This window comes from Nocardia sp. JCM 34519.1 (genome assembly GCF_020361265.1).
GTDB lineage: Bacteria > Actinomycetota > Actinomycetes > Mycobacteriales > Mycobacteriaceae > Nocardia > Nocardia arthritidis_A.
The window spans coordinates 198,017-211,317 of sequence record NZ_JAIRBR010000012.1; the positions used below are offsets into that span (position 1 = coordinate 198,017).

Annotated in this window: 10 protein-coding genes; 6 read left to right on the forward strand and 4 right to left on the reverse strand. The window is 68.1% G+C overall.

Features of this window, described 5'->3' with window-relative positions; all coding sequences use genetic code 11:
- The first annotated feature begins 57 nt into the window (after nt 1-57).
- On the forward strand, nt 58-2,889 hold the full coding sequence (gene ppc / locus LGY53_RS27225) for a phosphoenolpyruvate carboxylase (protein ID WP_225729552.1): 2,832 nt from the start codon (nt 58-60) through the stop codon (nt 2,887-2,889).
- A 130-nt stretch (nt 2,890-3,019) separates the two neighbouring features.
- Entirely contained in the window at nt 3,020-5,224 is a 2,205-nt protein-coding gene (locus tag LGY53_RS27230) for a penicillin acylase family protein (protein ID WP_225729553.1), read from the forward strand.
- Nucleotides 5,225-5,260: 36 nt separating this feature from the next.
- On the opposite strand, the gene LGY53_RS27235 is transcribed toward LGY53_RS27230, so the two are convergent.
- The 3 genes from LGY53_RS27235 to LGY53_RS27245 are packed head-to-tail and all read right to left on the reverse strand — an operon-like array spanning nt 5,261 to nt 7,475.
- Entirely contained in the window at nt 5,261-5,668 is a 408-nt protein-coding gene (locus LGY53_RS27235; protein ID WP_225729554.1) for a RidA family protein, read from the reverse strand.
- Between the two features lie 2 nt (nt 5,669-5,670).
- Complete coding sequence (locus LGY53_RS27240) at nt 5,671-6,438, reverse strand: IclR family transcriptional regulator (protein WP_225729555.1); 768 nt, start codon at nt 6,436-6,438, stop codon at nt 5,671-5,673.
- Nucleotides 6,435-7,475 carry a sugar kinase gene (locus tag LGY53_RS27245; protein WP_225729556.1) on the reverse strand — a complete coding sequence of 347 codons (1,041 nt, stop codon included), beginning with the start codon at nt 7,473-7,475 and terminating at the stop codon, nt 6,435-6,437. Before LGY53_RS27245 ends, LGY53_RS27240 begins: the two co-directional genes overlap by 4 nt.
- Before the next feature lie 167 nt (nt 7,476-7,642).
- Here LGY53_RS27245 and LGY53_RS27250 point away from each other — a divergent pair, with 167 nt between their 5' ends.
- From LGY53_RS27250 to LGY53_RS27265, 4 genes are read left to right on the forward strand one after another with little or no spacing between them, the layout of a single operon-like run.
- Nucleotides 7,643-8,977: an alanine racemase gene (locus tag LGY53_RS27250; RefSeq protein ID WP_255664552.1), complete on the forward strand. Its 1,335-nt coding sequence runs from the start codon at nt 7,643-7,645 to the stop codon at nt 8,975-8,977.
- An 11-nt stretch (nt 8,978-8,988) separates the two neighbouring features.
- On the forward strand, nt 8,989-10,605 hold the full coding sequence (locus LGY53_RS27255; RefSeq protein WP_225729558.1) for an amidohydrolase family protein: 1,617 nt from the start codon (nt 8,989-8,991) through the stop codon (nt 10,603-10,605).
- Nucleotides 10,602-11,231 (forward strand): bifunctional 4-hydroxy-2-oxoglutarate aldolase/2-dehydro-3-deoxy-phosphogluconate aldolase, encoded by a 630-nt coding sequence (locus LGY53_RS27260; protein WP_225729559.1) that lies wholly within the window; start codon nt 10,602-10,604, stop codon nt 11,229-11,231. The genes LGY53_RS27255 and LGY53_RS27260 overlap by 4 nt, the downstream gene beginning before the upstream one ends.
- A gap of 10 nt (nt 11,232-11,241) precedes the next feature.
- Complete coding sequence (locus LGY53_RS27265; protein ID WP_225729560.1) at nt 11,242-12,678, forward strand: GntP family permease; 1,437 nt, start codon at nt 11,242-11,244, stop codon at nt 12,676-12,678.
- Here the strand turns inward: LGY53_RS27265 and LGY53_RS27270 are convergent.
- Nucleotides 12,671-13,225, reverse strand: coding sequence for a TetR/AcrR family transcriptional regulator (locus tag LGY53_RS27270; protein ID WP_225729561.1), 555 nt, complete (start codon nt 13,223-13,225; stop codon nt 12,671-12,673). The two genes, LGY53_RS27265 and LGY53_RS27270, sit on opposite strands and share 8 nt — an antisense overlap.
- Nucleotides 13,226-13,301: the final 76 nt, after the last annotated feature.

The window sequence follows — 13,301 nt, forward strand, 5'->3', positions numbered from 1 at the left end:
CCGGATGTGGGCGGGGTCGCATACCGAGCGCGCCGGGCCCGCAATAGGGTCTGTTACATGGGCGAATCGAGAATCGAGACCGAGCAGGACGCGATCCGGCCGCTGCGCGACGATATCCGGTTCCTCGGCGGCGTACTCGGCGACACCATCCGCGACCACGAGGGCCCCGAGGTATTCGACCTGATCGAGCGGGTGCGGATCGAGGCGTTCCGGGTGCGCCGGGAGGAGGTCGGGCGCAGCGCGGTGGCGCGGATGCTCGACGGTGTCGACATCGCGGTCGCGCTGCCGTTGATCCGCGCGTTCAGCCACTTCGTGCTGCTGGCGAATCTGGCCGAGGATATCCAGCGCGACCGCAGGCGGGCCGCGCACATCGCCGCGGGCGAGCCGCCGCAGGATTCCTCGCTGGCCGCCACCTACCGCAAACTCGACGCGGCCGAACTCGACGGCGACGCGGTGGCCGATCTGCTCACCGACGCGCTGGTGTCGCCGGTGATCACCGCGCACCCCACCGAGACCCGCCGCCGCAGCGTCTTCGACGTGCAGACCAGGATCACCGAGCTGATGCGGCTGCGCCAGCGGTATCCGGAGGGTGAGCGCGGCGAGTTGGAATCGCGGATCCGCGGGCAGGTTCTCACGCTGTGGCGAACGGCGCTGATCCGGTTGGCGCGCTTGCGGATCCAGGACGAGATCGCGGTGGGGCTGCGCTACTACGATCTCACGCTGCTCGAGGTGATCCCGCGAATCAACGCCGAGGTGCGCGCGGCGCTGCGGTCCCGCTGGCCCGGCGTGGAGCTGCTGCCGCGGCCGATGCTGCGGCCCGGCTCCTGGATCGGTGGTGACCGCGACGGAAACCCCTATGTGACAGCCGAAGTCGTGCGGCAGGCCGCGTATTCCGCATCGGCCGTCGCATTCGGGCACTATCTGCGCGAGCTGGTCGAACTGGAGAAATCGCTGGCGCTGTCGGCGCGTCTGGTGCCGGTGACGCTCGAGGTCGCGGCGCTGGCGGCCGCCGGATACACCGATCCGGCGCCGCACGCGGACGAACCGTATCGCCGTGCGCTGCACGGGATCCGATCGAAGTTGAGGGCGACGGCGCAGCGCGCGCTCGGCGGCATCCCGGTGTCGGGAGACGAGCGCACCAGCGGCGCAAAAGGTTTCGTCGTGCCGACGACGGGACCTGGTGGCCTGCCGGACGCGCCTGCCGCCCAACCGTATACGGATCCGCAGGCGCTGCTCGACGACCTGGACGCGATCGACGCCTCGCTGCGGGCCAGCGGTGACGGCCTACTCGCCGACGATCGCCTTGCGGCGCTGCGTCATTCGATCGAAACCTTCGGCTTCCACCTGCAGAGCCTCGATATGCGGCAGAACTCGGAGGTGCACGAGCAGGTCGTCGCCGAACTGCTGGCCTGGGCCGGCGTGCACGACGACTATGCCGGACTGCCGGAAGCGCAACGGGTGGAACTGCTTTCGAACGAACTGCGCACCCGTCGCCCGCTGCTCGGCCCGCACGCCCGGCTCAGCGAGCTGGCGGCCAAGGAACTCGGCATCGTCCGCGCCGCGAAGGAGGTGGTGGACACCCTCGGCGCCGCCGCGGTACCGAACTACATCATCAGCATGTGCACCTCGGTCAGCGACATGCTGGAGGCCGCACTGCTCTTGAAGGAGGGCGGGCTGCTGGATCCGGGCAGCGGGCCGGACGCGTCGCCGAGCTGTCCGGTCGGCATCGTGCCGCTCTTCGAAACTATCGAGGATCTCCGTGCGGGCGCCGCCACGCTGGCCGCGACACTGGAGGTGCCGGTGTATCGAGATCTGGTGGCGGCCAAGGGAATGCGTCAAGAGGTGATGCTCGGGTACTCCGATTCCAACAAGGACGGTGGGTATCTGGCCGCCAACTGGGCGCTGTACCGGGCCGAACTGGATCTGGTGGAGGTGGCCCGCAAGATCGGCCTTCGGCTGCGGTTGTTCCACGGTCGCGGCGGTACGGTCGGTCGCGGCGGCGGGCGCAGCTACGACGCCATCCTCGCGCAGCCCGCCGGGGCGGTGCGCGGATCGCTGCGGCTCACCGAACAGGGTGAGGTGATCGCCGCCAAATACGCCGAACCCGGTGCGGCACTTCGCAATCTGGAATCGCTGATCGCCGGGACACTGGAATCGACACTGCTCGACGTCGAGGGTCTCGGCGCGGACGCCGAACCGTCCTACGAGCTGATGGACGAGCTGGCCGCCCGCGCCCGCGCCGCATACGCCCGCCTCGTGCACGAAACACCCGGATTCGTCGAGTATTTCCGGCAGTCCACTCCGGTGGCCGAGGTCGGCGACCTCAATATCGGCAGCCGCCCGGCATCCCGCAAACCCACCAGTTCGGTATCCGATCTGCGCGCGATCCCGTGGGTGATGGCCTGGAGCCAGGCCAGGGTGATGCTGCCCGGCTGGTACGGCACCGGAACGGCGCTCGAGGAGTGGGTCGGCAGCGATCCGGAGCGGCTGGCCCGGCTGTCCGAGCTGTACCGCCGTTGGCCGTTCTTCCGCACCGTGCTCTCGAACCTGGCGCAGGTGATGGCGAAATCCGACCTCGACATCGCCGCCCGCTACGCCGAACTGGTCGACGATATCGCCTTGCGCGAGCACATCTTCGGCATGATCCGCGACGAACACGCCCGCACCGTCCGCATGCACGCCGCCATCACCGGCAACGACCACCTCCTCGCCGACAACCCATCCCTCGCCGAATCCATCCACAACCGCTTCCCCTACCTGGAACCCCTCAACCAGATGCAGGTGGAGCTGTTGAAACGACTGCGCGCGGGCGACGATTCAGAACTGGTCAAGCGCGGAATCCTCTTGACCATGAACGGTTTGGCCACGGCACTGCGCAATTCGGGTTAGGGCAATTCGGGTTAGCAGCGGCAATTCCGGTTGGCGGCGGCATATCCGGCCCGTGCGCGAGCGGCTTGCGCGTGCGTTGGGGCGGTGAGCCGGATAGTGTTGCCGGACAACCGATCAGTGGAACCGAACTATGAAAATCGTGCAGCACGAAGGGCTGAGCCGACGCCAGTTCTTGGGGGGAGCGGCCGTGATGGCGGCGAGCCTGTCAGGCGGTCGCGCGGCCGCCGATCCCGGACAAACCGTGCCTGATTTCGCACGCTGGCTCGGGCGGGCGGCGCAGGTGACGATCACCCGCGATGACTGGGGGATCGCGCACATCTACGGCAGGACCGATGCCGATGCGGTGTTCGGGATGATGTATGCGCAGGCCGAGGACGATTTCAACCGGATCGAAACCAACTATCTGACCAACCTCGGCCGGCTCGCCGAGGCCGAGGGCGAGGGTGCGATCTGGCAGGACCTGCGTCAGCGGCTGTTCGTCGATCCCGAGGCGCTGAAGAACGATCTCTATCCGAGTTGCCCGGCATGGTTACGCGAGCTCATGGAGGCCTGGGCGGACGGGCTGAACTATTACCTCGCGACGCACCCTGCGGTAAAACCGCGCGTGCTGACGAGATTCGAGCCTTGGATGGCGCTGAGCTTCACCGAGGGCAGTATCGGCGGCGACATCACGCGAGCGTCGCTCACCCGACTGCAGGCCTTTTACGAGAACCGAGCGGCGCCCACCGATGCCGGATCCGGGCCGCCGCGCGAACCCACCGGCTCGAACGGCATCGCGATCGCGCCGAGCCGCACTCGGGACGGCAACGCGCTGCTGCTGATCAACCCGCACACCACCTTCTACTTTCGCTCGGAACAGCAGGTGACCAGCGGCGAAGGGCTCAACGCCTACGGTGCGGCCACCTGGGGGCAGTTCTTCATCTACCAGGGCTTCAACGAGAACGTGGGCTGGATGCACACCTCGACCGGCGCCGATAACGTCGACGAGTTCGCCGAGACGATCGTGACGGCGACCGATGGCGGCCTCACCTACCGGTACGGCGCCGAGTCGCGGCCGGTGACCACGAAGACGATCACCTTGACCTATCGCACGGCCAATGGTGGGCAGGCCGATCGCGGTTTCACCACCTTCGCGACGCATCACGGCCCGATCGTCGGCGAGGCGGATGGCAAATGGATCGCGTTCGCGCTGATGAACAAGCCCGTGGCGGCGCTGCAGCAAAGCTATTTACGTACCAAGGCAAGGGATTACGCGGAATACATTCGGGTGGCGGAATTCAAGGCCAACAGCTCGAACAACACGTTATTCGCGGATTCGAAGGGCACCATCGCCTTCCTGATGCCGCAGTTCATGCCGATCCGTGACGATCGCTTCGACTACCGGAAGCCCGTCGACGGCAGTGATCCGGCGACCGACTGGCAGGGGCTGCACAATCTCGAGGATATGCCGCAGGCGGTGAATCCGGGGAGCGGCTGGGTGTTCAACTCGAACAACTGGCCCTGGACCTGCGCGGGCCCGGCGAGTCCCGAATCCACCAAGTATCCACGGTATTTCGATCAGGTCGGCGAGACCGAACGCGGGCCGCATGCCGTCGAATTGCTGAGCGCGCAGCAGGTCTTCACCCCACAGACGTTGCGCGACACCGCCTTTGATTCCCACATCCCCGCCTTCGCCCCCGATGCGGGTGACGGGGAGCCGGTGCGCGGGGTCATCCCGCAGCTCGTCGCGGCGTGGGACCAACTGCCCGAGGGCAATTCGCAAAAGGCGAAGCTCGCCGAGCCGATCGGCCTGCTGCGCGGCTGGGACTATCGGTGGGGGACGGATTCGACCGCGACGTCGCTGGCCATATTCTGCGCCGAGGGGCCGCACGACACCGATGAGCGGCGACTCGCCTCGCTCGAGGCGGCGATGGAGCGGCTCACACAGGATTTCGGCAGCTGGCAGGTGCCATGGGGCGAGATCAACCGATTTCAGCGCCTCGACGACGCGATCGACCAGACCTTCGACGATACGAAGCCCAGCACGCCGGTGCCTTTCGTGTCCGCGACGTGGGGGTCCCTCGCCTCGTACGGTGCGAAACGCCAACCGACACCGGATGGCGGCACGACCAAGCGCTACTACGGCACCAGCGGCAACACCTTCGTCGCGGTCGTGGAATTCGGGCCGAGGCTGCGTGCCATGGCGGTGCGAGAGGGTGGCCAGAGCGGCCACCCCGACTCGCCACACTTCACCGACCAGGTCGAACGGTATGCGAGCGGCAACCTCCGGCCCGTCTATTTCTACCCCGAGGACCTCGACGGCCACATCGAGCGGAGCTACCACCCCGGCATGTGATCGAACGCCGAAAAGTGAAGTCCGCCCAAGGAATACCTACTCCGCGACGATGGCTACGGCGTCGATTTCGACGAGCATTTCGGGGCGCGGGAGGCCGGTGAAAACCGTTGTGCGGCAGGGGAGTACGTCGCCGGTGGTGTTGGCGGCGACGAATTCGCCGTATGCGTCGTTCATGGGGCCGAAGTCGTCGCGGGTGGTGAGGTAGACGCGCAGCATCACGATATCGTCGAAGGTGGCGCCGGACGCATCGACGATCGCCTTGACGTTCTGGAGGGTCCGGATCGTCTGTGCCGCAACATCACCGGGGAACAGGTACTGGTTGGTGGCCGGATCCACCGGACCCTGACCGGAGACCTGGACGAATGGGCCCTTGCGCACACCCTGGGAGAAGGTGTGTGCCGGTGCGGGCGCGAGTTCGGTACGGACAGCGATCTTTTCCGACATGGTCAGCCTTTCGTGGTGGTGTCCCGGCCTGCGGTCCAGCCGAGTTCGATGGAGATGGCGTCGGCGGCCGCGCGCACCTGGGGGAGTGCGGCGAGCACCTGGTCGTGGTCGAGCAGCATGTCCGGCACCGACATCGACACCGCCGCGATCACCGCGCCGGTGCCGTTGCGCACCGGGACGCCGATGCAGTTGACGAAGGTTTCGTGCTCCTCGTGATCCTCCGCATAACCTTGTGCGGCAACCATTTCCAGCTCCGCCAGATATCGCTCGGGGGTACGGATGGTGCGCTCGGTGAACGGGTGGTAGTCGATCCGGTCGGCGATGGCCCGGCGCTCGGCGGGCGGTTGCGCCGCGACGAGCACCTTGCCGACGGCCGTGCAGTGCAGCGGAGCGGGCCGTCCGATCCTGGAATACATTCGCACGCTGTGGATCGCATCGATCTTGTCGATGTAGATGACATCGCCGGATTCGTAGGTGGCCAGATGGATGGTCTGCCCGGTCTGGGCGTTCAGCTTGGCCAGATGCGGGCGGGCGAGGGCGCGGACATCGCGGTGCTCCAGCGCCTGATTCGCCAGTTCGAACAGCCGGGAGCCGAGTGCGTAGCGGTGCTGGCTGTCGTGGGTGACGAAGCGCTCGGACTCCATGGTCTGCAGCAGCCGCAGCACGGTGGATTTGTGGACGCCGAGTTGGGCGGCGAGCTGATCCAGCGACTGGGTGTCCGTGCCCAGCGAGACGAGGATGGTGAGTGCGCGCAGCAGACTTTGACTCATATCTCAGCCTTATCGCATGCCGGGTCGGAAAGCACGGCGCCACCCGTGACGGCGGCGGCGTAATCGATACTGGTCCATTGCTTTTCGTCGACGGCCGCCAGCGCGGCCAGCACCTCCGGCGCGGGTAGCCTCGCGGCGTCCCCGGTTCCGGTGAGTGCCGCCGCCGCGCACAGGTGGCCGTAGCGCAGGCGCTGTTCGAGCGGACGGCCGTGCAGCAGCGCGGCGAGGTAGCCGCCGGCGAAGGCATCGCCCGCGCCGATCCGCTCGGCCACCTCCACCCGCAGCGCGGGCACCGAAACGCGCTGTGCGCCTTCGTATCCGATAACGGCGTTGGCGTCGTCCTTGATGACGAGGCTGCCCGGTTCCGGGAACAGCGCGCGCAGCCGGTCCGGATCGTCGGTGCCGAATACCTCGCCCGCCTCGTCGGCGCCGATGAACACCACATCGCTGCCGCGCACCTGGCGGGCCAGTACGTCGGCGGCCTGCTCGCGGCGGCCCGCCCACAGTCGCGGCCGGTAGTTGAGGTCGAAGCTCACCAGCCTGCCGCGGCGCGGGAGGGCGATGAGCGCGTCGGTCAGTTCGGTGGCCGAGGTCGAAAGCGCCGTGGTGATACCGCTGAAGTGCACCAGGTGGCAGCGGTCGAGCAGCTGCGCGGCGGCGGGTGCGGACAAATCGGCGGCGGACAGTGCGCTGGCCGCGGATCCGGTGCGGTAGTACAGCATTCGGCTCTGCTGCTCGGCCAGATCGGTGGCCTTGCCGGAGCCGCTGCCGCGCTCTTTGACGTACACCGCGGTGGCGCGGGCCGGATCGGCGACCACCGCGGAGACGTCGACGCCCTGCGCCGCGAGATTTCCGATGAGATACCGGCCGAAGCCGTCGTCGCCGACCCGGGAGATCCAGGCGGTGTCGACGCCGAGCTGGGCCAGGACCGCTGCGACATTGGCCTCCGCACCGCCCGCCGTGCGCTCGAAGGTCTCGGAATCCTCCAGCGGGCCGGGATGTGCCACCAGTACCGCGAGGCCCTCGCCCACGGTCACCGCGATCCGTCTCTCGGACCCGTCGACGTCGCCGCCTGCCATCCCCGGGGGCCGTAGCGACGTATGCCGCGTCACACCGAACTCCTTCCGTCGCTTGCGGTAATCGGACAGTACGTGCAGAATAACCACACCAAACACGATGTGCAACACTGATTGCATATTATGCAATGCACGGAGGCTATAGCTCGGCGGGTGTGTATCCGCGGGAAGGATCGGCCGTGGCGATCGACAAGGAAGTCGTTGCAGCACTGGACAGTCGGACGCTGGGTCCGGAGCACAAGGGGCTCCCGCCCGCGGCCTGGGGTCGCACCGTGCGCGAATTCCTGGCCACGGCACCACGTCTGGCTGATCTGGTCACCCCGGTATTCACCATCGACCGGGCCGCCGTCGCGAATAATGTCGCGGTGTACGCGGATTGGACGCGGTCCAACGGCGTTCGGCTCGCACCGCACGGGAAAACCACGATGGCACCGCAACTTTGGGCCCAGCAGCTGGAGGCGGGCGCATGGGGTATCACCCTGGCCACGCCCTGGCAGGTGCAGGTGGCCCGCTCCTTCGGAGTGCGGCGCGTCCTGCTGGCCAACGCGCTGGTCGACCCGGTCGGATTGCGGTGGGTGGCGGCGGAATCGGCGCGCGATCCGGAATTCGAATTCGTGAGCTGGGTGGACTCGGTCGATACCGTGCGATGGATGGACCGGCACCTGAGCGATGCGCCGTGCCGGGTGCGGGTGCTCGTGGAACTCGGTGGGCCGCACGGCCGTACGGGTGCGCGCAGCGTCGAGGCCGCACTCGAGGTGGCCGGGGCGGTCACCGAATCCGCACGGCTGGAGCTGGCCGGGATCGCGGGTTACGAGGGTGCGCTCGGCCACGACCGCGGTACCGCCGCGATCGACACCATCCGCCACTACCTCGGCGAAATGGCGCGCCTGCACCGCGAACTCGCGGCGCGCGGCTGGTACCGCGACGCCGCCGTCGTCACCGCGGGCGGCAGCTCCTATCCGGATCTGGTCGTACAGGGCCTGGCGGAACTCGCCGACGAGGAAGGCGCACAAGGCGTTCCGACCACGGTGGTGCTGCGCTCCGGCGCCTACATCATCCACGACGACGGCTTCTACGCCGGTATCTCGCCGCTGGCCGGGCGACTGCGCTCGGCCATGCACGGCTGGGCCCGCACGGTCTCCCGGCCCGAACCGGAGCTCGCGCTGCTCGACGCGGGAAAGCGCGACTTCCCGTTCGACGAGGGCCTGCCCGCGCCGCAGCTGCTCGTGGGAGCTGGAACGGCGGTGCTGAATCCGGCCGCGACCGTGAGCGCGCTCAACGATCAGCACGCTTTCCTGCGGCTGCCGGGCGGCGACACCGCCGACGTTCCGATAGGCAGCGTGCTGCGACTCGGACTTTCGCATCCGTGTACCGCCTTCGACAAATGGCGGCTCATTCCGGTCGTCGACGACGCGAGCGCGGCGGATCCGCGCGTCGTCGATCTCGTGCACACCTTCTTCTGAGCCGGAATGCCATGACCGATCTATTGATTCGCGATATCGACATCATCGACGGTACCGGTGCGCCCGGATTCCGCGGCGATGTGCGCGTCAGCGGCGACCGGATCGCCGAGCTCGCCGCGCCCGGAACCTTGGACGCCGCTGGGCGTTCCGTCGTCGAGGTGCCGCCGGGCACCGTGCTCGCCCCCGGATTCATCGATATGCACGCGCATTCCGATCTGCACCTGCTCACCGAGCCCGGGCATCTGCCGAAGATCAGCCAGGGCGTCACCACCGAGGTGATCGGGCAGGACGGACTGTCCTACGCACCCATCGATGCGGCGGCACTCGCCGTGCTGCGCCGCCAGATCGCCGGGTGGAACGGCAATCCCGCCGGACTCGACTTCTCCTGGCGCACCGTCGCCGAATATCTGGACCGGCTCGACGAGGGCATCACCCCGAACGCGGCCTACCTGGTGCCGCAGGGCACCTTGCGCCTGCTGGTGGTCGGCCCCGAGCAGCGCCCGGCGACGACGGCCGAAATCGACCGCATGCGTGAGCTTTTGGCGCAGGGACTGCGCGACGGCGCGGTCGGCATGTCCAGCGGGCTCACCTATACACCCGGAATGTACGCCGACACCGGCGAATTGGCCGCGCTGTGCGAGGTGGTGGCCGAATACGGCGGCTTCTACGCCCCGCATACCCGCTCGTACGGCAAGGGCGCGCTGGACGCGTACGCCGAAATGATCGGGCTGGCCCGCGCGACCGGCTGCGCACTGCACCTGACCCACGCCACCATGAACTTCGGCGTGAACCGCGGCCGCGCACCGGAATTCCTCGCGCTGCTCGCGGCGGCCCGCGCCGACGGCTGCGATATCACCCTCGACACCTACCCGTATCTGCCCGGGTCCACTACACTTTCGGCGCTGCTGCCGAGCTGGGCGATGTCCGGCGGCCCGGACGCCGCGCTGGCCCGGCTCGCCGATCCGGCCGAGCGCGCGCGAATCACCCTGGACGTCAACGTGCACGGATCCGACGGCTGCCACGGGGTGACCGTCGAATGGGACACCATCCAGATCAGTGGCGTCGGCAACGACGAGTTGCGTTCCGCCGTCGGCAAGACCGTCGCGGAGCTGGCGGCCGAGCGCGGGGCCGAGCCGGTGGCGGTCTTCTTCGACCTGCTGCGCCGGGATCAGTTGGCCACCACCATCCTTCAGCACGTCGGTCACGAGGAGAACGTGCGCGCCATCATGGCCGATCCGGGCCATATGGGCGGCAGCGACGCGCTGCTGGTCGGCGACCGGCCGCACCCGCGGGCGTGGGGCACCTTTCCCCGCTACCTCGCGCGGTACGTGCGCGAACTCGGCGTGCTCGGGCTGGCGGAATGCGTGCACCATCTGACCGGCCGTCCCGCCCAGCGACTCCGGCTGCGCGAGCGCGGGCTGATCCGCGCCGGATACGCGGCCGATCTCGTGCTGTTCGATCCGGCGACGATCACCGACACCGCCACCTTCGAGAATCCGAAACAGCGGGCGCGCGGTATCGCGCACGTCCTGGTCAACGGCCGGTTCGCCATCGAAAACGGCACGCCGACCGGCATTTTGGCCGGCCGCTCGCTGCGCATGGACGCCTCGCGAAAGGAGACCAGATGACCGCCGCAGCGACGGCGCTCGACATCATCCGCGCCGACCGGGTGCTCACCGTGGTGCGCGCCCCGCACATCCCGGATCCGGTCGCGCTCGCGGAAGCGTTGGCGCACTCCGGGATCCGCACCCTGGAACTCACCTTCACCACACCGGGCCTGCTGGACTACCTGAAGCGTGCGGGCGCGGCGGCCGATGCGCTGCTCGGCGTCGGCACCGTGCTCACCGGTGAGCAGGCCCGCGCGGCCATCGACAACGGCGCGCGGTTCCTGGTCACCCCCGGGCTGCGGGCCGAGGTGGCCCAGGTCGCCGTCGCCCGCGAAATCCCCGTCATCATGGGCGCTTTCACGCCCACCGAGGTGTTGCAGGCGCTCGATCTCGGCGCGGCCGCGGTGAAGATCTTCCCGGCCCGCGCGCTCGGGCCCGGATACCTGAAGGACCTGCACGGGCCCTTCCCTGATGTGGCGCTCATCCCCTCGGGTGGCGTCAACGCGGGCAATGCCGCCGACTTCCTCGCCAACGGGGCGGTCGCCGTCACCGCGGGCACCGATGTCGTGGCGCCCGCCGATGTCGCCGCGGGCCGATGGTCCGATATCGCCTCGCGCGCGGCCGCTTTCGTTCGATCCATGAAGTAAGGGGTACCCGATGGGGACCACTGTCGACTGGCTGCGCACCTCGACGCCCGGGTTGCTCGTGCTCTGCGGGCTGGCGATCGCCGTACTGCTGCTGGCCATCATCAAGATCAAGCTCGAGCCGTTCATCGCGCTGCTGCTGACCGGGCTCGCGCTCGCGCTGGCCGCCGGGCTACCGGTGAACAAGATCGTCGGCACGGCGATCAAGAGCGGGGATTCGCTGCTGGAGACCGGCTTCGGCGGCATCCTCGGCCATATCGCCGTGATCATCGGCCTCGGCACGGTGCTGGGCGCCATCCTCGAAAGGTCCGGCGGCGCCGATGTTCTCACCGGCAAGCTGCTGAACCTGTTCGGGCCCAAGGGCGCTCCGATCGCGATGGGTCTGCTCGGCCTCATCTTCGGCATTCCGGTCTTCTTCGATATCGGCATCTTCGTGCTGGCCCCGCTGATCTATGTGGCGGCCAAGCGCGGCGGGCGCTCGCTGGTGCTCTACGCCATGCCGATGCTGGCGGGCCTGTCGATGACGCACGCCTTCCTGCCGCCGCATCCGGGTCCGGTGGCCATCGGCGGCCTGCTCGAGGTGAGCCTCGGCTGGCTGATCCTGATGGGATTCATCTGCGGCATACCGGGATTCATCGCCGCGGGCCTGGTGTGGGGCGCCTGGATCGGCAAGCGGATCCAGGTCGAGGTGCCCGAGGAATTCCTGGTGCGTAAGGAGGGCAACGGTGACGGTCCCGGCGCGGCGACCGCACCGGCGCGGACCGCCGAACGCGGTGCGCCCTCAGTGTGGACCATCGGCGGAATCATCGCGGTGCCGCTGGTGCTCATCCTCGGAGCCACCTTCGGATCCCAACTGCTGGACAAGAATTCGCAGCTGCTGCAGGTGCTGACCTTCCTCGGCACCCCGGCGGTGGCGCTGCTCATCGCGGTGCTCATCGCCTTCTACCTGCTCGGTGTGCGGCGCGGCTCCAGCGTGCAGGAGCTGAGCGCGCTCACCGCCGAATCGCTGCGCCCGGTCGGCATGCTGCTGCTGGTGGTCGGTGCGGGCGCCTTCTTCGGAAAGATCATCGCCGCAACGGGTATCGGCACCGCGCTCGCGAATACCATGTCGGACGCCGGACTTCCGGTGATGCTGCTCGCCTACCTCATCAGCTGCGGGCTGCGCATCGCGCAGGGGTCGGCGACGGTGGCCATCGTGACCACCGGAGGTATCGTCGCGCCGCTGGTGGCCGGGCACGGCTACTCGCAGGCCTCGATCGCCTTGATCGCCATGGCGATCGCGGCCGGTTCGATCATCCTCAGCCACGTCAACGACGGCGGATTCTGGATCATCCAGAAATACTTCAACCTCACCGTCAAACAGACGCTGCAGAGCTGGACCGTGCTCGAGACGGCGCTGTCCGTCGTGAGCTTCGCGGTGGCCGCCGTGCTCTTCGCGATCGTCAGCTGAGCAGCGCCCGGACCATCCGGCTCACCGCATCGGCGACGTCGAAATCCGTTGTCGGGCTGGTGAGCTGGTGCAGGATCAGGCCATCCAGATAGTCGATCAACTGTTTGGCGGCGATGCGGGGCTCGGCGACGCCGAATTCGCCGAGCATCGCCGTCGCCCAGTCGACGATGCGCTCGTGCCCGCGCCGCAGTGCGAGCCGCGGCTCGGGCATGTGCCGCACCTCGAGCAGCAGCGCGTAGCGGGCCAGGGTGCTGGCCTGATTCGCGCCGATCATATCCTCGACGAAAGTTGTTGCGGCGTGCGCTAATTGATCGACGGTGTGCGGAGCGGGCGCATTGCCGTCCACCTCCCAATAGGCGTAGTCGTGCTGTTCCAGCCGTTCCACGATGCCGATGAGCAGCGCCTCACGGGTGCGGAAATAGTTCGACGTCGACCCGGCGGGTAGGCCCGCGAGTTCGTCGACGGCGCGATGGGTGAGGGCGCGCGGCCCCCTGGTGCCGAGGAGTTCGATCGCGGCGTCCAGGGCGATGTCGCGTTTGGTCGGCATGTGCCGATACTACATAAGTAGTGATTCACACTACAGGTGTAGTAATGCAATGCTCGCGCGAGTAGCGTCGGCGGCA

Excerpts from the sequence above, each read along its gene's own strand:
- ppc (WP_225729552.1), top strand. The coding sequence starts at position 58 with ATGGGCGAATCGAGAATCGAGACCGAGCAGGACGCGATCCGGCCGCTG.
- LGY53_RS27230 (WP_225729553.1), top strand. The coding sequence starts at position 3,020 with ATGAAAATCGTGCAGCACGAAGGGCTGAGCCGACGCCAGTTCTTGGGG.
- LGY53_RS27235 (WP_225729554.1), bottom strand. The coding sequence starts at position 5,668 with ATGTCGGAAAAGATCGCTGTCCGTACCGAACTCGCGCCCGCACCGGCA.
- LGY53_RS27240 (WP_225729555.1), bottom strand. The coding sequence starts at position 6,438 with ATGAGTCAAAGTCTGCTGCGCGCACTCACCATCCTCGTCTCGCTGGGC.
- LGY53_RS27250 (WP_255664552.1), top strand. The coding sequence starts at position 7,643 with ATGCACGGAGGCTATAGCTCGGCGGGTGTGTATCCGCGGGAAGGATCG.
- LGY53_RS27255 (WP_225729558.1), top strand. The coding sequence starts at position 8,989 with ATGACCGATCTATTGATTCGCGATATCGACATCATCGACGGTACCGGT.
- LGY53_RS27260 (WP_225729559.1), top strand. The coding sequence starts at position 10,602 with ATGACCGCCGCAGCGACGGCGCTCGACATCATCCGCGCCGACCGGGTG.
- LGY53_RS27265 (WP_225729560.1), top strand. The coding sequence starts at position 11,242 with ATGGGGACCACTGTCGACTGGCTGCGCACCTCGACGCCCGGGTTGCTC.
- LGY53_RS27270 (WP_225729561.1), bottom strand. The coding sequence starts at position 13,225 with ATGCCGACCAAACGCGACATCGCCCTGGACGCCGCGATCGAACTCCTC.